The organism is Bradyrhizobium sp. USDA 3315, assembly GCF_054056795.1.
The window spans coordinates 3853812-3874015 of the sequence record NZ_JBSRYP010000001.1 but is presented as its reverse complement, the minus strand read 5'-3'; the positions used below and the strand labels follow the sequence as shown (position 1 = coordinate 3874015).

The window sequence follows — 20204 nt, the reverse complement described above, 5'->3', positions numbered from 1 at the left end:
CGGGTTCGATGTCATGTGTGCGCCGAATCACGACAATTGAAACCATCTTTTAATAAATCAGGCCAAAACTCGTTCTCAACGTCGAAAAACGGCGATTTTCGCGGCAGAACCGCGGCCAAAACAGTTGAGGCCACGTCATGGCTACCATCATTTCAGCACCCCTTCCGCGCCCGACGACCAAAGGCGACGCGACGCTGTTCGCCGAATTCCGCGCCTTTTGGCGCGCCTTCGTCGCCAAGGCTTTCAATCCCTACCGGCCGGAACTGCACTATATGCGCGGCCCGGGTCCGGCCTGCCGTGCCAAGCAGATGGCGCTGTCGCCGGCGGTCCGCTCGATGCTCGCCGATATCCGCGCCACGAAGAAGCCGTCGCCGCGCGTGTGACAATCGCCGCTTTTTGAAACCGCGGCCGCTTGCGCGCCTGCCGATTGCGCGCGACCATGACGGGTATCCCGACGGTTGATCTCCCGCCGTCGTCCTCACCCTGAATGGACCTCCCCGATGACGCGGCTCCGCTGTGCAATCCTCGACGACTATTTTGACATCGCGCTTTCGGTGGCCGACTGGCCGAAGGTCAAGGACTGGGTCGACGTCACCGTGTTCGACAAGCCGTTCGCGAGCGAGGCGGAAGCGGCGACGAAGCTGAAGGATTTCGAGATCATCTGCGCGATGCGCGAGCGCACCCCGTTCCCGAAGAGCCTGCTCGACGCACTTCCCAGGCTGCAGCTCCTGATCACGTCAGGCATGCGCAACGCGGCGATCGACATCGAGGCCGCCAAGGACCGCAAGGTGGTGTTGTGCGGCACCCAATATAGCCGCGATCCCACCGCGCCGCTGACCATGGGCCTGATCCTGGAACTGACCCGCGGCATCGGCCGCGAGAATGCGCGCATGCACGCCGGCGAGGCCTGGCAGACCTTTGCCGGTACCGAGATCGAGGGCAAGACGCTCGGCATCATCGGCCTCGGCAAGCTCGGCAGCAAGGTCGCCGGCATGGCCAAGGTGTTCGGCATGAACGTCATCGCCTGGAGTCCCAATCTGACGCCGGAGAAGTGCAAGGAGGCCGGCGTCGGCTATGCCAGCAAGGACGAGCTGTTCGCGACATCAGACATCATCACCATCCATGTCGTGCTGAGCCCGCGCTCGCGCGGACTGGTCGGCGCCGCCGATCTCGCCCGCATGAAGCCGTCGGCCTATCTCGTCAACACCGCGCGCGGGCCGATCGTCGATGAGGACGCCCTGTTCGCGGCGCTGCGCGACAAGACGATCGCCGGCGCCGGCATCGACGTGTTCTCGGTCGAGCCGCTGCCGTCGGATCATCCGCTGCGCAAGCTCGACAATGTCGTGATCACGCCGCATCTCGGCTACGCGACGCGCGAGAGCCTGCAGGCGCATTATCAGCAGATGGTCCAATGCATCGACGCCTTCACCAAGGGCAGCGAGCCGCCGCGGCGCCTGGCCTGACAGTAGCATTCACCGCGACTAGCCGAGCCAGCGGAACGCGCGTTCGAGCTCGGCGCGGCCGTTCCGGTCGTACCAGCGCCCGTGGGCGAGGATGATCCGCTCCGGATCCCATTCGATCATGCGGGCGACGGCGGCCTTCATCGCGTCCCTGTCCTGCAGGAAGGTCGAGCGCAGATCGGTTGGCGTGCTGCCGTCGGGATCGCGCACGCCGCCGAGCCAGATCAGGAACCGCATCAACGGCGAGCGGACTCGTCCGGCCTCAAAATTCTCGATCAGGTCCGTCAGCAGCAATGTCCGCGACGGCAGATGGAAGAACACGACCTCCGTCATATAGCTGCCTGCCACCGGCAGCGTCGCGATCCACTCATCCCAGGGATAGCCGGATGATCGTTCCAGTGGCTCGCCTTCGAAGGTCAGCCGATTGTCCGCCTGTTGCTTGATCCCGGGCGCAAGGAAGATGCGCGCATCCGGATAGGCAGCATGCCATTCCGGAATCCACCAATAGTGCAGACGATTCGGACCGATGATCCAGCGCGGTACGCCCAGCTCAACGATTGCGGCCTTGAGCTCGGCCAGCAATGGTGTCGGCGAGTGAATGAACAGCCGCCCACCCGGCAGACGAACGATCGTCGCGCGCGTTGGAAACAGCATCTTGAACCAGCGCGGACCGAACCGGATGATCGGACCATCGATCATCCATACGTCATCGGCGACAGGCTTTGGCGCATTCAGCGGCGGATAGGTCTCGCAGACGTCCTGCATCGCATTGCTTCCCAAGCTGCAACGTCGAAATGCGCGGCTTGTTGCAACAAAAAAAGGCGCGCTGTTCGCGCGCCTTTTTCAATGATGAACTTGCCGATTGGCCTAGCGCACCGTCACCGGTGCGGGCAGCGGCTGCACCGTGGTCGGCTGTGTGCCGGGCAGCGGCGCGGCCGCCTGAGCCTGGGCCGCAGAGGGAGCCATCGGGTTCGCGGGCGCGGCAGAAGCCGTCGCCGTTCCCGGCGGCGGACCACCGGGCAGCACAACCACGCGGGTGCCGACCTTGGCACGCTCGAACAGGTCGGAGACGTCCTCGTTCAGCATGCCGATGCAGCCCGACGAGACGAACTTGCCGATGGTCGACGGCTGGTTGGTGCCGTGAATACGGTACACGGTCGAGCCGAGATACATCGCGCGGGCGCCGAGCGGGTTGCCGGGTCCGCCGGCCATGAAGCGCGGCAGATAGGGCTGACGCTCGATCATCTCGGTCGGCGGATGCCAATCCGGCCACTCGGCCTTACGGGTGATCTTCTGCACGCCGGTCCAGGTGAAGCCGTCGCGGCCGACACGGACGCCGTAACGGATCGCCCGGCCGTTGCCCAGGATGTAATAGAGGTAGGTGTTCGACGTATCGACAACGATCGTGCCTGCCGGCTCCTTGGTCGCGAACGACACTTCCTGGCGACGCAGATTCGGCGGCAGTTGCGCCGGGGCGTCTTCTGGCTGCTCGTCCGGCGGCAGCGCCGCGATCTGCACCGGCTTGCCGTTGGCATCGACCGGCGCCTGCTGCTGCGGCACGGCTCCGGTAACGCCCTCGGGCGGACGCATGCCGCCGCGGTCGTCGCCGTAGGAAACACCGGCGGCCGGAACGCCATTGTCGCGATTGGCTTGTTGCGCACCCGCACGATCGCCGTAGATCACCGGCGGCGGCCCCATCGGACGGCCATAGCGGGGATCATCGGGCGACATCACCGGCCCAGTCGGCGCGCCACGGTCGGAATAGACCGGAGGAGCATTCATCGGGCGGCCATAGCGCGGATCGTCCGGCGACATCACCGGACCGGTCGGCGCGCCACGATCGGAATAGGCGGGCGCATTCGCCGGACGGCCATAGCGCGGGTCGTTCGGCGACAGCACCGGGCCGGGCGGCGGCAATGCAGCCGAATCCTGCCCGTCATCGTCATTGAGTGCGTCGAAATCCGGCATGCTGCCCTGGGGGTAGGGCTGGGGCGCCGTCGAATAGGCGGTGCCTTGGGGCGCCGGATAACCCTGCTGCGCATGCGCAAGCGAGGTTCCTGCCACGCCGAGAGCCGCGGCAGCGCAAATCGTCAGAATGCGGTTGATCATCATTGCTCTGTTATAGTCCCCAAGCCACACCGGACTGTTAACGGCCCAATGCAGGAAGATAGCGGCGCATTCAAGACAAATCCGCGAAACCCGGGCTATTCCGGGCCTTTTGTGATTTCGCGTCAACGCTGCGGCAAAGATGTCTCACGGGTCGGGAATGTTTGTCCACGTGGCCAAAGTCATCAATCACCCGCATTTTGTAACAAACAGTCCCGGGACGTTGCGATATCTTCGAATCGGCCTGATTCGCGCTCGCGACGCCGGCTTTCTTGTGTGGTCACCGCGTTCCCTCGACATCGAAGACCCTCCCGCAGAAGGGGGAACCCGCGCCCATGCTCCCCGGCCTTCGTTTTCTGTTCGCCGCGATCGTGCTGGCGACTTCGCTTCTGGTGTTCGGGTTAGGGGCAGCCGCGCTGTTTCGCGCGGCGCATGAAGAGTTCGCCAGCATTCCGGCCCGCCGGGCGCCGCCGCCCGAGCCGCAATTCGCGCAGCAGCCCGAGACGCCGCCAGTGCTTGCCATGGTGCGGGTCGACCCGCCCGCCGCCGACAAGGTGACGACCGATACGCCAGCAGCCCCGTCCGAGCCGGCCGCGTCCGAACAACCGGCCGCTCCCGCTGAGATCGCCGCCCCTGCAGCCGAGCCGGAGAAGGTCGCCGCCGTGACGGCGGATGATCCGGTCCCACCCGCTCCGCCGAAGCCGGAGGCCCAAGCCACGGAGACCCCGGCGCCGGCCCAATCCGCCGACACTGCGGCTCAGACTCCGACCGCAGATCCCTCGGCGGCATCGGAGCCGACGCCCGCTGCCGCCGAAGCCGCACCGGCGGCTACGGAGGCCAAGGTCGCCGCCGTCGCCGATCCGCCCGGCCCCAGCGAGCCCGCGCTTCCGCCGCCGGCACCCGCAATGGCAGCGCCGGAGCCCGCCCCGCCGCCATCACCCGAGGCGATCGCGGCCGCGACCAAGATCGCGACGCTGGGTGGGCCTGAAGTTGTTGTCGAAGCGCCGGTGGCGCCGAAGGCCGCTGAGGCGAAGAAGCCGGAGCGCAGCGCGGTCAGCAAGCCGGCACATCGCAAGGAGCGGCGGCGGATTGTCCGCGCGCCGCCGGTTCGGCAGATCGTTCAGCAGCAGCAGCTCGATCCGTTCGGCCAGCCGACCCTGGTGCCGCTCACCCGCCGCTAGCAAGCAGGAATGACCTGTCAGGCCGGTCCCGTCGCGATCGGCGGGCCGCTCGCCTGCCCCCATTCCGACCACGAGCCGTCATAGAGCGCGCTCTCGGTGACGCCGAGCCGGTAAAGCGCCAGCGTCAGCACGCCGGCCGAGACGCCGGAGCCGCAGCTCGTGACGATGGGCGCATCGAGCTTTACGCCGGCGCCCGCGAACGACTTGCGCAGGTCATCGAGCGGCTTCATCTCGCCGGTCGCGGCATCGAACAATTGGTTGTAGGGCACGTTGCGGGCGCCTGGGATGTGGCCGGCGCGGATGCCCGGACGCGGCTCCGGCGCGCGGCCTTCGAAGCGGTCGGCGGCGCGCGCATCGATCACCTGCTCGGCACGGCTTTCGACATTGACGATCATCTGCTCGATGCTGCGCACGCGCTGCGGATCGTAGCTCGCCTTGAAGGTCGCAGGCTTCGGCTTCACCTCGCCGCTCTCGACCGCCCTGCCCTCGGCGCGCCACTTCTTCAAACCGCCGTTGAGAATGCGCACGTTGCGATGGCCATAGGACAGGAACATCCACCAGGCGCGCGGTGCCGCGACCCAGCCGCCGGAATCGTAGATCACCACGGTGTCGGCATTGCCGATGCCAAGCGCACCGATGTCGCGGCCGAACTGCTCGGCGCTCGGAAACATGTGCGGCAGCGGATTGGCATGGTCGGACACCGCGTCGACATCGAAGAACACAGCACCCGGCAGATGCGCGGCGAGATAATCGTCCTTCGGCAGCGGCAGCACGCCGGGCAGCTTGAAGGTCGCGTCGAGCACCTTGACGTTGGCATCGCCGAGATGCGCAGCCAGCCATTCGGTCGAAACGAGCGGATCGTCGGTCGTCGTCATCTTGCGTGTCTCTCCATCGTCATTGCCGGACTTGATCCGGCAATCCATATTGCTTTGAAGCGATGGACACGCGGGTCAAGCCCGCGTGTGACATCCTGCCTAGCCCTTCTTCTTCGGCTCCCATGCCTCGATCGGCCCGCCGGCCTCGCGCCAGGCGGCAAAGCCGCCGCCCATATGCGCGACCGGCTTCAGGCCCATGTCCTTCGCGGTCTTGGCGGCGAGTGCCGAGCGCAGGCCGCCGGCGCAGTGGAAGATGAACTTCTTGTCTTCCTGGAAGATCGGCTTGGCATAGGGGCTGTTCGGATCGATCCAGAACTCGAGCATGCCGCGAGTGCAGGAGAACGCGCCGGGGATCTTGCCGTCGCGCTCGATCTCGCGGGGATCGCGGATGTCGACGATGACGACGTCGTTCTTGCCGATCAGCGTGATCGCGTCGGCCGCGCTGATGGTCTCGATCTCGGCATTGGCCTCGTCGATCATCACCTTGATGCCGCGGTGGATGTTCTGGGGCATGGGGCTCTCCCTGGCTTTTCTTGATCGTCATTCCGGGGCGATGCGGCAGCATCGAACCCGGAATCTCGATCGAATTTCATCAGCTCGAGATTCCGGATCGGTCCTGCGGACCGTCCGGAATGACGGGATTGGTTACCGCACCAGCTCCCGCATCGCGTTCTCCAGACCTTCGATCGTGATCGGATACATGCGCTCGGAGAACAGGCGGCGGATGATGGTGGTCGATTCCGAATAGTCCCAGTGCTTCTGCGCCACCGGATTGAGCCACACCGCGTGCGGATAGGTGCGGATGATGCGATCGAGCCAGACCGAGCCGGCCTCTTCATTGACATGCTCGACCGAGCCGCCGGGAACCATGATCTCGTAAGGCGACATCGAGGCGTCGCCCACGAACACCACCTTGTAGTCGTGCGGGTATTTGTGCAGCACGTCCCAGGTCGGCGTGCGATCGGTGAAGCGCCGCTTGTTCTGCTTCCACACGCCCTCATAGAGGCAGTTGTGGAAGTAGAAATATTCCATGTGCTTGAATTCGCTCTTGGCGGCCGAGAACAGTTCCTCGACCTGCTCGATATGCGAATCCATCGAGCCGCCGATATCGAAGAACACCAGCACCTTGACCGCGTTGCGCCGCTCGGGGCGCATGTGCACGTCGAGATAGCCGTGGTTGGCGGTCTCCTTGATCGTGGTGTCGAGGTCGAGCTCGTCTGGCGCGCCGGTGCGCGCGAACTTGCGCAGCCGCCGCAGCGCGACCTTGATGTTGCGGATGCCGAGCTCGACATTGCCGTCGAGATCCTTGAACTCGCGCTTGTCCCACACCTTCACGGCGCGGTTGTTGCGGTTCTTCTCCTGCCCGATCCGCACGCCCTCGGGATTATAGCCATGGGCGCCGAACGGCGAGGTGCCGGCGGTGCCGATCCACTTGCTGCCGCCCTGGTGGCGGCCCTTCTGTTCCTCGAGCCGCTTCTTCAGGGTCTCCATGAGCTTGTCCCAGCCCATGGCCTCGATCTGCTTCTTCTCTTCCTCGGTGAGATATTTCTCCGCGAGCTTCTTCAGCCACTCCTCGGGGATCTCCGCCTTGCCCATAGCGTCGAGCAGGCTCTCGAGCCCCTTGAACACGGTGCCGAACACGCGGTCGAACTTGTCGAGATTGCGCTCGTCCTTCACCAGCGCGGCGCGCGACAAATAGTAGAAGTTCTCGACCGTCTGCTCGGCGAGATCGGCGTCAAGCGCTTCCATCAAGGTCAGATATTCCCGTAGCGTCACGGGGACCTGGGCGTCGCGCAGCGATGTGAAAAACTGCAGGAACATACCCACCTAGATCGCCCGCTGGGCCGGTGGCGTCAAGGGCCCCCGGCCGTGCTTCATCCCGAGATCAGCCATCCACTTTCACCGGGTTACCTCCGCCGCCGTCGGTCCGTGGCGGCGCCCGCGCCATCGCGGCAAGGTCGCGCCACGCCGGCGATCATTCCGCAGAGCGGAAAGATGATGCATGACATTCCATGCGGAAGCCCACATCGGTACCGCTGCGCTGCGGAATCCGCGCTAGACCGCCCGGCTTTTTCAATTAGAATTGTACCGGACAAGATATCGGAGAGGACATGCGACCGCTGCGAGAGCGGTCGTTTCGTGTGGGGGCCCGGGCCGCCGACGAACGAAGCAAGGCAAACAGATAGATGAAATTCACGGGTACCAAGGACTACGTCGCCACCGATGACCTCAAGGTCGCCGTCAATGCCGCCATCGTGCTCGAGCGCCCGCTGCTGGTGAAGGGCGAGCCCGGCACCGGCAAGACCGTACTGGCCGAGGAAGTCGCCAAGGCGATCGACGCGCCGCTTTTGACCTGGCACATCAAGTCGACCACCAAGGCGCAGCAGGGCCTCTACGAATACGATGCCGTCTCGCGACTGCGCGACAGCCAGCTCGGCGACGCCCGCGTGTCCGACATCAAGAACTACATCAAGCGCGGCAAGCTGTGGGAGGCCTTCACCAACGAGAAGCGCCCGGTGCTGCTGATCGACGAGATCGACAAGGCCGACATCGAATTCCCAAACGATCTGCTGCTCGAACTCGACCGCATGGAATTCCACGTCTACGAGACCGGCGAGACCATCAAGGCGAAGCTGCGCCCGATCGTGATGATCACGTCGAACAACGAGAAGGAACTGCCGGACGCCTTCCTGCGCCGCTGCTTCTTCCACTACATCAAGTTCCCCGACAACGAGACGATGGGCAAGATCGTCGACGTGCATTTCCCCGGTATCAAGAAGCGCCTGGTGGAAGAGGCGCTGCGGATCTTCTTCGAAGTCCGCGAGGTGCCGGGCCTGAAGAAGAAGCCCTCGACCTCGGAACTGCTCGACTGGCTCAAGCTGCTGTTGAACGAGGACATCACCCCCGAGATGCTGCGCGAGCGCGATCCGCGCAAGCTGATCCCGCCGCTGCATGGCGCGCTGCTCAAGAACGAGCAGGATGTGCATCTGTTCGAGCGGCTGGCTTTCCTCAGCCGCCGCGAAGTCTAGTTCCGATATCGGCAAACGCCGGGGCGATGGCTCCGGCGTTTTGCTTCTGCAGCTCAACAAACAAGCCAACAAGCAAGAAGACCAGGGAAGATGAACGTCCAAACCCAGATCCGGGCCGCCGAGCCCGTCACGACAGAGCACTTCGACGTCCTGATCGCAGGCGCCGGCATCTCCGGCGTCGGCGCCGCCTACCACCTCACCACGCAATGCCCCGGCACCAGCTTCGTGGTGCTGGAGACGCAGAAGACTTTTGGCGGTACCTGGTCCACCCACCGCTATCCCGGCATCCGCTCCGACAGCGACCTGCACACCTTCGGCTATCGCTTCAAGCCGTGGACCAGCGCGCCGATCGCGACCGCGGCCGAGATCCTGAAGTACATGGGCGAGGTGATCGAGGAGAACGACATCGCCCGTCACATCCGCTATCGCCACACCATCACCGCGGCGAAGTGGTCGAACGAAACCAATCTCTGGACCATCGATGCGACGCGCATCGACACCGGCGAGCGGCTGCGCTTCACCACCAACTTCTTCTGGATGTGCCAGGGCTATTATCGCCACGACGCGGGCTATACGCCCGAATGGACCGACATGGCGAAGTTCAAGGGCACCGTCGTGCATCCGCAGACCTGGCCCGACGACCTCGACTACAAGGGCAAGCGCGTGGTCGTGATCGGCTCCGGCGCCACCGCCGCGACCCTGATCCCGGCGATGGCCAAGGACGCCGGCCATGTCACCATGCTGCAGCGCTCACCGACCTATTTCCGCACCGGCCGCAACGCCATCGAGATCGCCGAGGAGCTGCGCAGGCTGCAGGTCGACGAGCACTGGATCCACGAGATCACCCGCCGCAAGATCCTGTTCGAGCAGGACGCCTTCACCAGGCGGACCTTCGCCGAGCCCGAGGGCGCCAAGAAGGACCTGCTGGCAGCGGTCGAAGCCGTCCTCGGCAAGGACTACGACATCGCCACGCATTTCACGCCGAGCTACCGGCCGTGGCGGCAGCGCATCGCCTTCGTGCCGGATGCCGACCTGTTCCACGCCATCAAGGGCGGCAAGGCGTCGGTCGTCACCGACGAGATCGACCGCTTCACCGAGACGGGCATCCTGCTCAAGTCCGGCAAGCAGCTCGAGGCCGACATCATTATCACCGCGACCGGCTTCCACCTCTCCGCCAACGGCGGCATCGACTTCGAGATCGACGGCAAGCCGCTCGACTTCGCCGATACCGTGACCTATCGCGGCATGATGTTCACCGGCGTGCCGAACCTCGTCTGGGTGTTCGGCTATTTCCGCGCCAGCTGGACCTTGCGCGTCGATCTGGTCGGCGACTTCGTCTGCCGCCTGCTGCAGCACATGAAGGCGACCGGCGCGAACAAGGTGACGCCGGAACTGCGCCCCGAAGACCACAACATGCCGCTGCTGCCGTGGATCGATCCGGAGAACTTCAACCCCGGCTACATGATGCGCGGCATGCACCTCTTGCCGAAGCGCGGCGACAAGCCGGAGTGGCAGCACAACCAGGATTACTGGGCCGAGAAGGACGAATTCCCGGCGATCGACCTCAAGGACAAGGCGTTCGTCTACGGCTGAGCTCCTGATATTAGTCCCGTCATCCTGAGAGCCTGACTGAAAAATGGGTGAGTGATCTCAGTGGGGTGTGATTCCATCGGATTTGCAAAGATTCGAGGGAGAGCACGATGCCCTGGACCAAGATCACTCGGGAGCAATATCGGCGGGACGATCTGCGTTATGCAAGCGATATGACCGATGCGGAGTGGGCGCTGATCAGACGCCTGTTGCCGCGAGCGAACCGGCGCGGCCGGCCGCGTAAGACGGAGCTGCGTCGTGTGATCGAAGCGATCCTCTATATCGTTTCGACCGGCTGCCAGTGGCGGGCGTTGCCGCAGGAGTTCCCGCCCTATTCGACGGTGCAGGGCTATTTTTATAGATGGCGGGATACAGGCCGGTGGCAGAGGATTGTCAGCGTGCTTGTCCGACGGGCGCGAAAAAAGCTTGGACGGACACCGAAGCCGACGGCAGCCGTGATCGACAGTCAAAGTGCGCCGACCACGCAAGCTGGCGGACCGCGCGGCTACGATGCAGGCAAGCGCATCTACGGCCGCAAGCGGCATATCGTGACGGATACCAATGGCCTCCTCCTCGGGGTTCATGTTCATCCGGCCAACGTTCAGGACTGCCATGGCGCCGTACCGCTGCTGAAGAACGTGCGGATGAACTTCCCCCGGCTGCGCCACGTCTTTGCCGACCGGGTCTACCGCGGAAATCAACTCCTCGACGCGCTCTCAGACTGCGGTCCATGGACTGTCGAGATCGTCGAGCGGCCTCAAGGCGTCAAAGGCTTCCAGCTTCTGCCGAAGCGGTGGGTGGTTGAACGCACATTCGCTTGGTTCGGCAGATGCCGCCGCCTCGCCAAGGACTTCGAGGCGACGGTGGCAACCGAAGCTGCCTGGCTGCTGATTGCACACATCAGGCTCCTGACCCGCAGACTCGCGGCTGCAGCTAAGGTTGGGTGATTTATGAGTCAGACTCTGAGGAGCGCGTAGCGCGTCTCGAAGGATGCACGGCCCCACTCGGGCCGTCGTGCTTCGAGACGGCCGCTTCGCGGCCTCCTCAGCATGACGGTGTTAGACACAGCGCGCTGATCAAGAAGCAACATCGCGTACGCCTCTATTCCGTCACGCATACTCCGGCAGCTTCGCAGCCGCCTCGGGTGCCTTGCCGCGGATCATGTCGGAGGCCTTGTCGGCGATCATCAAGGTCGAGGCGTTGAGATTGGCTGAGATCATCCGCGGCATGATCGAGGCGTCGATCACGCGCAGGCCCTCCATGCCATGGACCCGAAGCTGATCGTCGACCACCGCCCACGGCGCGTCCGCCGGTCCCATCCGGCAGGTGCAGCCGGGATGGAAGGTGGTGGTGCCGCGCTGGGTCGCGGCCGCGAGCAGCTCGTCGTCGCTCGTGACCTTCGGGCCCGGAAAGTCCTCATAGGCGTAATACGGACTGAGCGGCTCGGAGGCGAGCAGCCGGCGCGCCAGCTTCATGCCGGCAACGACGACGCGGCGGTCGATCTCCTCGGCGAGGTAGTTGGTCTGGATGATCGGCGGCGCGAACGGATCGGCGGAGCGGATCCGGACATAGCCGCGGCTCTCCGGCCGCTGCTGCCATGACGCCACCGTCATGCCGGGCTCGTCCTCGAGCTGGCCCTGCACGCCTTCCTTGTAGCTCGCCGGCGTGAAGGTGAGCTGCAGATCGGAGCTCTCGGTGGTCTCGCCGGAATGCCAGAAGCAGTAGACCATGGTCGGCGACAGCGACAGCAGGCCGCGCCGCGTCGTCGCCCATTTGATCGCCTCGCCCCACAGGCTGAAGCCGCGGCGAAGCTCGTTGATGGTCCTGATGTTCTTGACCCGCGCCACCGAGCGCGGCGCGTAGTGATCTTGCAGGCCTTCACCGACGCCGGGGAGCGCGTGGCGCACCTCGATGCCGTGCGCCTGCAGCAGCTCGGGCGCGCCGACGCCGGAGAGCTGCAACAGCTGCGGCGAGTTGTAGGCGCCGCCGGAGAGGATGATCTCCTTGGTGGCGCGGATCTCCAGGGGATCGCCGTGCTTGCCGCCGCGGTTGTAGCGCACGCCGACCGCGCGCTTGCCCTCGAAGATGATGCCGGTGACATGCGCATGCGTGCGCACATCGACATTGGGCCGCCGCCGCGCCGGATGCAGGAACGCGGTCGCGGCGCTGACCCGGCGGCCGTTTAGGATGGTGCGCTGGCAGTACGACACGCCCTCCTGGATCTGGCCGTTGTAATCGGGATTGCGCGGAATGCCGAGGCTGACCGCGCCCGCCATGAAGGCCTCGCAGAGTGGATCCTGCCAGTCCATGGTGGTGACGGTGAGGTTGCCGTCGCGGCCGCGATAGGTGTCGTCGCCCTCGCCGATCCGCCTCTCCATGCGCCGGAAATAGGGCAGCACGTCAGGATAGCCCCAGCCGCGATTGCCGAGCTGCGCCCAGGTGTCGAAATCCTGGCGCTGGCCGCGATTATAAATGTGGCCGTTGATCGAGGACGAGCCGCCGAGCGTCTTGCCGCGCGGCGCATAGATGCTGCGCCCGCCGGTGTAGGGACCCACCTCCTGCTGATAGGCCCAGTTCACGCTCTTCATATGGAAGGTCTTGATGAAGCCGGCCGGCAGATGGATGTAGGGATGCCAGTCGCTCGGCCCCGCCTCGAGCACGCACACCTTGGTACCTGCGTCTTCACTCAAGCGGTTGGTCAGCACGCTCCCGGCGGAGCCTGCGCCGATGATCACATAATCGAACGTTTCCATCGTCTCGTTTCTGGCGCCGACTATCGTGTCAGCGCGGCTTTTCGTTGAGTTGATAGGTCAGATGCGCCTTCACCGTCGGCCATTCGCTGGCGATGATGCTGTAAACCACGGTGTCGCGCAACGTGCCGTTGGGCGCGATCTGATGGCTGCGCAGAATGCCGTCCTGCTTCGCACCCAGACGCTCGATGCCACGCCGGCTCTGGTGATTGAAGAAATGCGTGCGGAACTCGACCGCGATGCAATCAAGCTTCTCGAAGGCATGGGTCAGCAGTAGCAGTTTGCACTGCGTATTGACCGCGCTGCGCTGCACACGCTTGGCGTACCAGGTCGAGCCGATCTCAACGCGACGGTTCGACGTGTCGACGTTCATGTAGGTCGTCATGCCGGAAATCTTGCCGTCGGCGTCGAACACCGTGAACGGCAGCATCGATCCGGCCTTTTGCAGGCCGAGCCGGCGGTCGATCTCCTTGACCATGTTCTCCGGCTGCGGGATGGCGGTGTACCAGAGCTTTGACAGCTCGCCGTCCTTCACCGCCTCGACCAGCCCGTCGCGATGATCGTATGACAACGGCTCCAGCCGCGCATGCGCACCGCGAAGGGTGACCGGTTCAAGCCAGGGCATTCGAGATCTCTCCATCTTTGTCATTCCGGGGCGATGCGCAGCATCGAACCGGAATCTCGAGATTCCGGGTCTGGTGCTTCGCACCATCCCGGAATGACGATTGCGCTTCGCGAACCGCAATCGTCATCTATTCAGAAAATTCAGCGGCAATCCCGGCCGCGGCCAGTCCATCGCGATCAGCTCGCCCTTGCCCGACAGCGTGATGTAAGCGGTCTTCAGCTCGGGGCCGCCGAAGGCGATGTTGGTGGTGACGCGGTCGCCGGTCGGCACCTGCTCGACCACGGTGCCGTCGGGCGCGATCACCGAGATGCAGCCCGAGACCAGCGTCGCGACGCAGACATTGCCGTTCGCTTCCACGGCGAGCGAGTCGAACATCTGGTAGCCGCCGAGGCCGGCGATCGGCTTGCCGCGCTCGCCGCGATAGATCACGTCGCGCGGCTTGACGGTGCCGGGCTCTGAAACTTCATACGCCCACAGCCGCGCGGTCGGCGTCTCCGCGATGTAGACGGTCTTCTCGTCCGGCGACAGGCCGATGCCGTTGGCCGGCAGGATGCCGTGCACCGCCTCGACGATCTCGTTCATGCCGGGCTTCAGATAGTAGAACGCGCCGACATCCATGTCGCGGGCACGGCGCTTGCCGAGGTCCGAGAACCACAGGCCGCCTTGCCTGTCGAACACCAGATCGTTCGGCCCGCGCAGTTCGTGCTCGCCGCATTTCGTCACCACGGTCTCGACCTTGCCGGATTGCAGATCGACGCGCTGGATCGAGCCGCCGAGATAATCCTCCGGCTGCGGCCCCGGCATGATCATGTTGCGGGTCGGAATCCAGGAGAAGCCACCATTGTTGCAGATGTACATCTTGCCGTCCGGGCCGAGCGCCGCGCCGTTCGGGCCGCCCGGCACCTTGGCGACGATCTCCTTGCGCCCGTCGGGATAGACCCGCGTCAGCCGCTGGCCGCGGATTTCGACCAGCACGACCGAACCGTCGGGCATGACGACCGGACCTTCGGGAAACTCCAGATCGGTGGCGAGAACTCGGATATTGGCCATGGCATCCTCCCGGCTCTTTGGCTGCAGGCGGATTCCGAACGGCCCCGCACGCGCAACGTTGTTGTTTCATCCTGTTATGGCAAACGGGGTTTGGCTTGCCAAGCAATGGCCCCGCAAGGCTGCCCGGCGTTGGGGTGGGATGGGCGCGCCGCGAATGCCCCTGTCGTCCCTGCCTAGTGCGCAATTGCGCACTAGGCAGGGACGACACCGAGTAGGTGGCACGGTCAGTGAGTCAAACTTCCGCGTTCTCGCTACACTGTCCGAGCTTCGCGCTTCGGATAAAGCGAATTATTTCGCGCGCGAGGATTGACAGGTTTTGCTGAGTTGCCCGTCGGGTTGTTTTGTCGCACCCCTCTCCGTCGTCATTCCCCGGTGCGCAATTGCGCACCTGAGGGCGCGCCTCTCGGCGCGAGCCTCGGAATCACGGAGAATGGGCGCGCGCTAGCTCAGCGTGCCCGCATGCACCCACCAGCCGGGATGCCTGGCGCGGAGCCGTTCGCCGGCGGCATAGGCATCGGCGTCGGTTCCGAACACGGCAAAGCAGGTCGCGCCCGAGCCCGACATGCGCACCAGACGAACGTCCCGGGTCTCACGCAGCGCGGACAGCACGTCGCTGATGACGGGCTCAATACGCGCCGCGGGGGCTTCGAGATCGTTGGTGCCGCGCTCCAGCGCCGCGATCCAATCGTCGATCACGCGGCCGGCTTCCGGCCATGACGGCGCCTGCATCACGACGTCGGTGGCGCCGATCAGGAGCTCGCCGTTGCGCAGACCGAGCGCATTGAAGACGTCCCTGGTCGCAACCGGCACGCGCGGATTGACCAGCACGCACGGCATTTTCGGCAGGTCGAGCGGCAGCAGGCCTTCGCCGACGCCGGTCATGTCGCAGGCGCGCGAGGCGACGCACACCGGCACGTCGGCACCGGTCTGCAGCGCGACCTCCATGATCCTGCTATCGTCGAGCGAGAGCTCGTTGAGCCGCGCCAACAGCCGCAGCGCCGCCGCGGCGTCCGCCGAGCCGCCGCCGATGCCGGCCGCAACCGGCAGCACCTTCTCTAGCGTGAAGTGGCCGACCTCGAGGTCCGCGACGCGCTCGCCGAGCAGCCGCGCGGCCTTCAGCACCAGATTGTCAGAGGTGTCGCCGCAGGCATCGGCCAGCGGCCCCGCCATCGAAAGCGACAGCTCGGGTCCCGGCTCGAGCATCAGGCGATCGGCGCAATCGGCAAACGCGACGACGCTCTCCAAGTCGTGAAACCCGTCGACGCGCCGCCCGACAACCTTCAGCGTCAGGTTGACCTTGGCACGCCCTTCTTCAATCAGCGCCGGCACGGCGATAAACCCCTAAAAAACAAACATCGTGATGCGATTAGCGTAAATCGCCGTACGATCCTATCCCTTTGTTTGGATGGAAATTCCGCCATGACTCGTCATGCCCGGGCATAGCCGTCTGAAGGACGGCGTCGCTTCCGCTCGCCTATGACCCGGGCATCTATCAACCAAGAACGAATTTCTCGAAGGGATGGATGGCCGGGTCAAGCCCGGCCATGACGGGCAAACGTCAATGCCCGGGACATCTTGCGCGAAGACGCGCTTCGCGCTTTTGCCCGGGCATCACGGTACTTTATGAAGATGCAGCGCGACGACCGCCGCTCAACCACCCTTGCCGTCGTCGTCCTTCTTCTTCTCCGCGGCGGCGGCGTTGGAGGTGTCGTCCGGCAGGCCGTTGTCGATCTTGGCCTGGATCTTCGGCAGCTCTTCCGGCTCGGGCTTGAGGTCGCGGGCATGGGCCCACTGGAACTTGGCTTCCAGGGTGCGGCCGACGCGCCAGTAGGCGTCGCCGAGATGGTCGTTGATGGTCGGATCTTCCGGCTTCAGATCGATCGCCCGCTCGAGGTTCTTCACCGCCTCCTCGTAATTGCCGATCCGGTAATAGGCCCAGCCGAGCGAGTCGACGATGTAGCCGTCGTCAGGGCGCTGATCGACGGCACGCTTGATCATCTTCATGCCTTCGTCGAGGTTGATGCCCTGGTCGATCCAGGAATAACCGAGATAGTTCAGCACATGCGGCTGCTCGGGCTGCAGCTCGAGCGCCTTGCGCATGTCGGCCTCGGCCTTGTTCCACTGCTTGGAGCGCTCCTCGCAGATGCCGCGATAGTAATAGGTGACCCAGGCGTTCTTGTCGCCGCCGGCGGGCAGTGCGTCGATCGCCTGCGAATAGGTGGTGGCGCAGTCGGCGAACTTCTTGCGGCCGCGCTCGATATTGCCGAGCGCCAGGATCGCCTCGATGTCCTTCGGCTGATCCGATGTGACTTCCTTGAGGATCTTGATCGCCTCGTCGCTGCGGTCGGCGGCGTCGAGATTGGTCGCGAGCTGGATCTGCGCGTTGCGCTTCAGCGGCGAGGACGCCGGCATCCGCTCATAGACCTTGATCGCCATCTGCGGCTTCTTCACCGATTCATAGAGATCGGCGAGCGACAGCAGCGCCAGCGGATGGTTGGGCTGCAGATAGAGCGCGAGTTGCAGATAGACCAGCGCGAGGTCCTCGCCGCCGCGGCGGGTCAGCGTCGCGCCGATGCCGTACAGCGCCTCGGCCGCGCCGGCCTGCGGTGACTCGACCAGCGGCGGCAGCTTCTTGCCGGCCTTGGTCTCCTTGATGCCTTCCAGCACCAGCGGGTGACGCGGCAGCTTCTTGTCGAAGGCTTCGTACATCGCGGTCGCGGCGGCCGCATCCTTGTTGCGCGAGGTCCAGCGCGCATATTCGTCGACCGTGCGCAGCATCGAATCGTCGAGCTTGTAGACGCGCTCGAAGCGGGCGCCGGCGTCCTTCTCCTTGCCGGACAGCTCGTAGATCATGCCGGCATGGAGGTCCTTGAAGATCGGGTACCACTCGGGGCCGGTCAGCTTGTCGATCGAGGCGACCGCGGCCTTGCTGTCGCCGGCGCCATAGGCGGCCCAGGCCGACAGCAGCGTCGCGACGAGATCGGTGATCGGGCCGCGCACCGACTGGTTGATGTTGGACTGCGCGGCGGCATATTTCTTCAGCTTGAGATCGCGCACGCCGACGACCAGGCGCGCAACGCGGTTGGCCTTGTCCTGGGTGAGGATGCGGTCGGCGAGCTTGACCGCCTCCTCGATATCGCCGTCGGCGAGCGAGGAGATGAAGGCGCGGTCGAGCAGCTCGGAATTCTTCGGGTCGGTGCGCAGCGCCGAGCGGTAGAACGTCGCGGCCGAGGTCGCATCGCGCTCGACGCTGGCGTGGCGGGCGGCGAGATAGCTGCCGGCGGTGGTCAGCGACTTCAGGTCGTTCTTGGACGGGAATTGCGCGGTATTGTCGGTCGGATGGTCCGGCGTTTGCGCTGCAAGCTGCGCAGGCACGGCAAGCGCCGCGGCAGCGAGAACGGCAATCGTCAGGCGGTGGAATCGGGTGGACAGCATCACGGTCGCCTTGCTCCAGGGATTTACGCCAAGATGGATTTTATGGCCAAGATCTTGCGATCAGTCTCAAAATGCAAACCCAAGCGGCGGCATCACGGCGGGGGACAATGCCGCTTTTGGCGCTCATCCGCAAGGATCGCCCAAAGGCAACCCATGACGAATCAATTGGCAGATTAGGCCTTTAGGCCCGCCGATCCAGCCAGCCCCCGCAAGACGCTTCCACTATGGCGGTATCGTGACCGGGCCGGGCATATTCGCGCGCGGACGCAAAAAGGCGCGAGATAAGGGCGCCACGGCACCCCTTTTCGCGCCTTCTGTTGTAACCGGGGGTGCAATCCGGCCGCTCCACGCGCGGAGAGGCCAAGCGGAGGTTGCGGCAACTCGCGCAGCCGCCTCACGCAAATGTGGTCGGCCGCCTTGAGCTCACCCTGGCCTTACATCGCCTCGTAGTTCGGACCGCCGCCGCCCTCCGGCGGAACCCAGGTGATGTTGCCGTTGGGGTCCTTCACGTCGCAGGTTTTGCAGTGGACGCAGTTCTGGGCGTTGATCTGAAAGCGCGGACCCGTCGATTCCTCGACCCATTCATAAACGCCGGCCGGGCAATAGCGGTTGGAAGGACCGGCGAACACGTCGTGTTCCGAGGTCTTCTGCAGATTGAGATCGGCGACCTTGAGATGGACCGGCTGGTCCTCCTCATGGTTGGTGTTGGACAGGAACACCGACGACAGCTTGTCGAACGAGATCTTGCCGTCCGGCTTCGGATAGGCGATCGGCTGGTGCTGCTTGGACGGATCGAGCGTCTTGCGGTCCGGCTTGGCGTGCGACTGGGTGCCGAACAGCGAGAAGCCGAGCGTGTTGCACCACATGTCGAAGCCGGAGAGCGCCATGCCGAGCAGGTTGCCGAACTTCGACAGCAACGGCTTGGCATTGCGGACTTTGAACAGGTCCTTGCCGATCGCCGACGAGCGCCAGGCGTTCTCGTATTCGACGAGCTCGTCATTGGCGCGGCCGGCGCCGAGCGCGGCCGCGACATGCTCGGCGGCGAGCATGCCGGAGCCCATCGCATTGTGGACGCCCTTGATGCGCGGCACGTTGACGAAGCCCGCCGCGCAGCCGATCAGCGCGCCGCCCGGGAACGAGAGCCGCGGCACCGACTGGTAGCCGCCCTCGGTGATGGCGCGCGCGCCATAGGCGAGCCGCTTGCCGCCCTCGAACAGCTCGCGGACATCGGGATGGGTCTTGAAGCGCTGGAATTCGTCGAACGGCGACAAATACGGATCGTTGTAGTTCAGATGCACCACGAAGCCGACCGCGACGCGGTTGTCGTCGTAGTGATAGAGGAACGAGCCGCCGCCGGTCTTGTCGTTCAGCGGCCAGCCGAGCGTGTGCTGAACCCGACCCTTCTTGTGCTTCGCCGGGTCGATCTGCCAGACCTCCTTGAGGCCGATGCCGAACTTCGGCGGCTCGGAGTTGGCATCGAGATTGAACTTCGCGATCAGCTGCTTGGACAGCGAGCCGCGTGCGCCTTCGGCGAACAGCGTGTACTTGCCGAGCAGCTCCATGCCGCGGGTGTAGGAATCCTTGTGGCTACCGTCCCTGGCGATGCCCATGTCGCCGGTGGCGATGCCGCGCACCGCGCCCTTGTCGTCATAAAGCACTTCGGCCGCGGCAAAGCCCGGATAGATCTCGACGCCGAGCGCTTCCGCCTTCGGTGCCAGCCAGCGGCAGACATTGCCGAGCGAGCCGATGTAGCAGTGATGATTGTTCATCAGCGGCGGCATGATGAAGTTCGGCAGGCGGAACCAGCCTTGCGACGTCGTCCAGTAGAAGCGGTCGTCCTTGACCTGCGTCTTCAGAGGACAGTCGGCATCCTCGCGCCAGTCGGGCACGAGCTTGTCGAGCCCGGCCGGATCGATCACCGCACCCGAGAGGATGTGCGCGCCGACCTCGGAGCCCTTCTCCACCACGACGATCGAGAGCTCCGGATTGAGCTGCTTCAGCCGGATCGCTGCCGACAGGCCCGACGGGCCGGCGCCGACGATGACGACGTCGAATTCCATAGACTCGCGCGGAGGAAGGTCTTCAGCACTCATGATCTTTGAT

General features: G+C 64.7%; 17 protein-coding genes. 6 read left to right on the top strand and 11 right to left on the bottom strand.

Translation table 11 applies throughout. From position 1 onward, the window contains the following. Positions 1-137 precede the first annotated feature (137 nt). Together ACVIYL_RS17795 and ACVIYL_RS17790 are read left to right on the top strand one after the other, a co-directional pair. On the top strand, positions 138-383 hold the full coding sequence (locus tag ACVIYL_RS17795) for a hypothetical protein (RefSeq protein WP_456779305.1): 246 nt from the start codon (positions 138-140) through the stop codon (positions 381-383). Positions 384-500: 117 nt separating this feature from the next. Continuing rightward, positions 501-1463, top strand: a complete 963-nt coding sequence (locus ACVIYL_RS17790; RefSeq protein WP_456779304.1) for a D-2-hydroxyacid dehydrogenase family protein — start codon at positions 501-503, stop codon at positions 1461-1463. 18 nt (positions 1464-1481) lie between these two features. On the opposite strand, the gene ACVIYL_RS17785 is transcribed toward ACVIYL_RS17790, so the two are convergent. Both ACVIYL_RS17785 and ACVIYL_RS17780 read right to left on the bottom strand, forming a co-directional pair. Beyond that, a complete protein-coding gene (locus ACVIYL_RS17785; RefSeq protein WP_456779303.1) occupies positions 1482-2225 on the bottom strand; it encodes a DUF4336 domain-containing protein in 744 nt (247 codons plus the stop codon). A 102-nt stretch (positions 2226-2327) separates the two neighbouring features. After that, on the bottom strand, positions 2328-3572 hold the full coding sequence (locus tag ACVIYL_RS17780; RefSeq protein WP_456779302.1) for a L,D-transpeptidase family protein: 1245 nt from the start codon (positions 3570-3572) through the stop codon (positions 2328-2330). A 329-nt stretch (positions 3573-3901) separates the two neighbouring features. On the opposite strand from ACVIYL_RS17780, the gene ACVIYL_RS17775 reads away from it, so the two are divergent. Then, positions 3902-4747: a hypothetical protein gene (locus ACVIYL_RS17775; protein ID WP_253607153.1), complete on the top strand. Its 846-nt coding sequence runs from the start codon at positions 3902-3904 to the stop codon at positions 4745-4747. Positions 4748-4764: 17 nt separating this feature from the next. Here the strand turns inward: ACVIYL_RS17775 and sseA are convergent, their stop codons facing one another. From sseA to ACVIYL_RS17760, 3 genes are all read right to left on the bottom strand, one after another. Then, positions 4765-5622, bottom strand: coding sequence for a 3-mercaptopyruvate sulfurtransferase (gene sseA, locus ACVIYL_RS17770; RefSeq protein WP_456779301.1), 858 nt, complete (start codon positions 5620-5622; stop codon positions 4765-4767). Between the two features lie 99 nt (positions 5623-5721). Further along, positions 5722-6135, bottom strand: a complete 414-nt coding sequence (locus ACVIYL_RS17765; RefSeq protein WP_016847778.1) for a rhodanese-like domain-containing protein — start codon at positions 6133-6135, stop codon at positions 5722-5724. Between the two features lie 132 nt (positions 6136-6267). Then, positions 6268-7443, bottom strand: a complete 1176-nt coding sequence (locus ACVIYL_RS17760) for a vWA domain-containing protein (protein WP_016847779.1) — start codon at positions 7441-7443, stop codon at positions 6268-6270. 365 nt (positions 7444-7808) lie between these two features. On the opposite strand from ACVIYL_RS17760, the gene ACVIYL_RS17755 reads away from it, so the two are divergent. The 3 genes from ACVIYL_RS17755 (at position 7809) to ACVIYL_RS17745 (ending at position 11188) form a co-directional block, all read left to right on the top strand. Then, positions 7809-8651, top strand: a complete 843-nt coding sequence (locus tag ACVIYL_RS17755) for an AAA family ATPase (RefSeq protein WP_016847781.1) — start codon at positions 7809-7811, stop codon at positions 8649-8651. 90 nt (positions 8652-8741) lie between these two features. Next, a complete protein-coding gene (locus tag ACVIYL_RS17750) occupies positions 8742-10244 on the top strand; it encodes a flavin-containing monooxygenase (protein WP_057019124.1) in 1503 nt (500 codons plus the stop codon). A 107-nt stretch (positions 10245-10351) separates the two neighbouring features. Next, the gene (locus ACVIYL_RS17745) at positions 10352-11188 is read left to right on the top strand and encodes an IS5 family transposase (protein WP_456779300.1); all 837 of its coding nucleotides are present in this window, start codon (positions 10352-10354) and stop codon (positions 11186-11188) included. 162 nt (positions 11189-11350) lie between these two features. Here the strand turns inward: ACVIYL_RS17745 and ACVIYL_RS17740 are convergent, their stop codons facing one another. The 6 genes from ACVIYL_RS17740 to ACVIYL_RS17715 form a co-directional block, all read right to left on the bottom strand. Next, positions 11351-12994 carry a GMC family oxidoreductase gene (locus ACVIYL_RS17740; protein WP_253607150.1) on the bottom strand — a complete coding sequence of 548 codons (1644 nt, stop codon included), beginning with the start codon at positions 12992-12994 and terminating at the stop codon, positions 11351-11353. A gap of 28 nt (positions 12995-13022) precedes the next feature. After that, positions 13023-13616, bottom strand: coding sequence for a GNAT family N-acetyltransferase (locus ACVIYL_RS17735; protein WP_456779299.1), 594 nt, complete (start codon positions 13614-13616; stop codon positions 13023-13025). 123 nt (positions 13617-13739) lie between these two features. Further along, the gene (locus tag ACVIYL_RS17730) at positions 13740-14666 is read right to left on the bottom strand and encodes an SMP-30/gluconolactonase/LRE family protein (RefSeq protein ID WP_038386070.1); all 927 of its coding nucleotides are present in this window, start codon (positions 14664-14666) and stop codon (positions 13740-13742) included. 441 nt (positions 14667-15107) lie between these two features. Then, positions 15108-15995 carry a 4-(cytidine 5'-diphospho)-2-C-methyl-D-erythritol kinase gene (locus tag ACVIYL_RS17725; protein ID WP_456779298.1) on the bottom strand — a complete coding sequence of 296 codons (888 nt, stop codon included), beginning with the start codon at positions 15993-15995 and terminating at the stop codon, positions 15108-15110. Positions 15996-16316: 321 nt separating this feature from the next. Further along, on the bottom strand, positions 16317-18101 hold the full coding sequence (locus ACVIYL_RS17720; RefSeq protein WP_225160009.1) for a tetratricopeptide repeat protein: 1785 nt from the start codon (positions 18099-18101) through the stop codon (positions 16317-16319). Between the two features lie 434 nt (positions 18102-18535). Next, the gene (locus ACVIYL_RS17715) at positions 18536-20194 is read right to left on the bottom strand and encodes an electron transfer flavoprotein-ubiquinone oxidoreductase (RefSeq protein ID WP_253607147.1); all 1659 of its coding nucleotides are present in this window, start codon (positions 20192-20194) and stop codon (positions 18536-18538) included. Positions 20195-20204 lie beyond the last annotated feature (10 nt).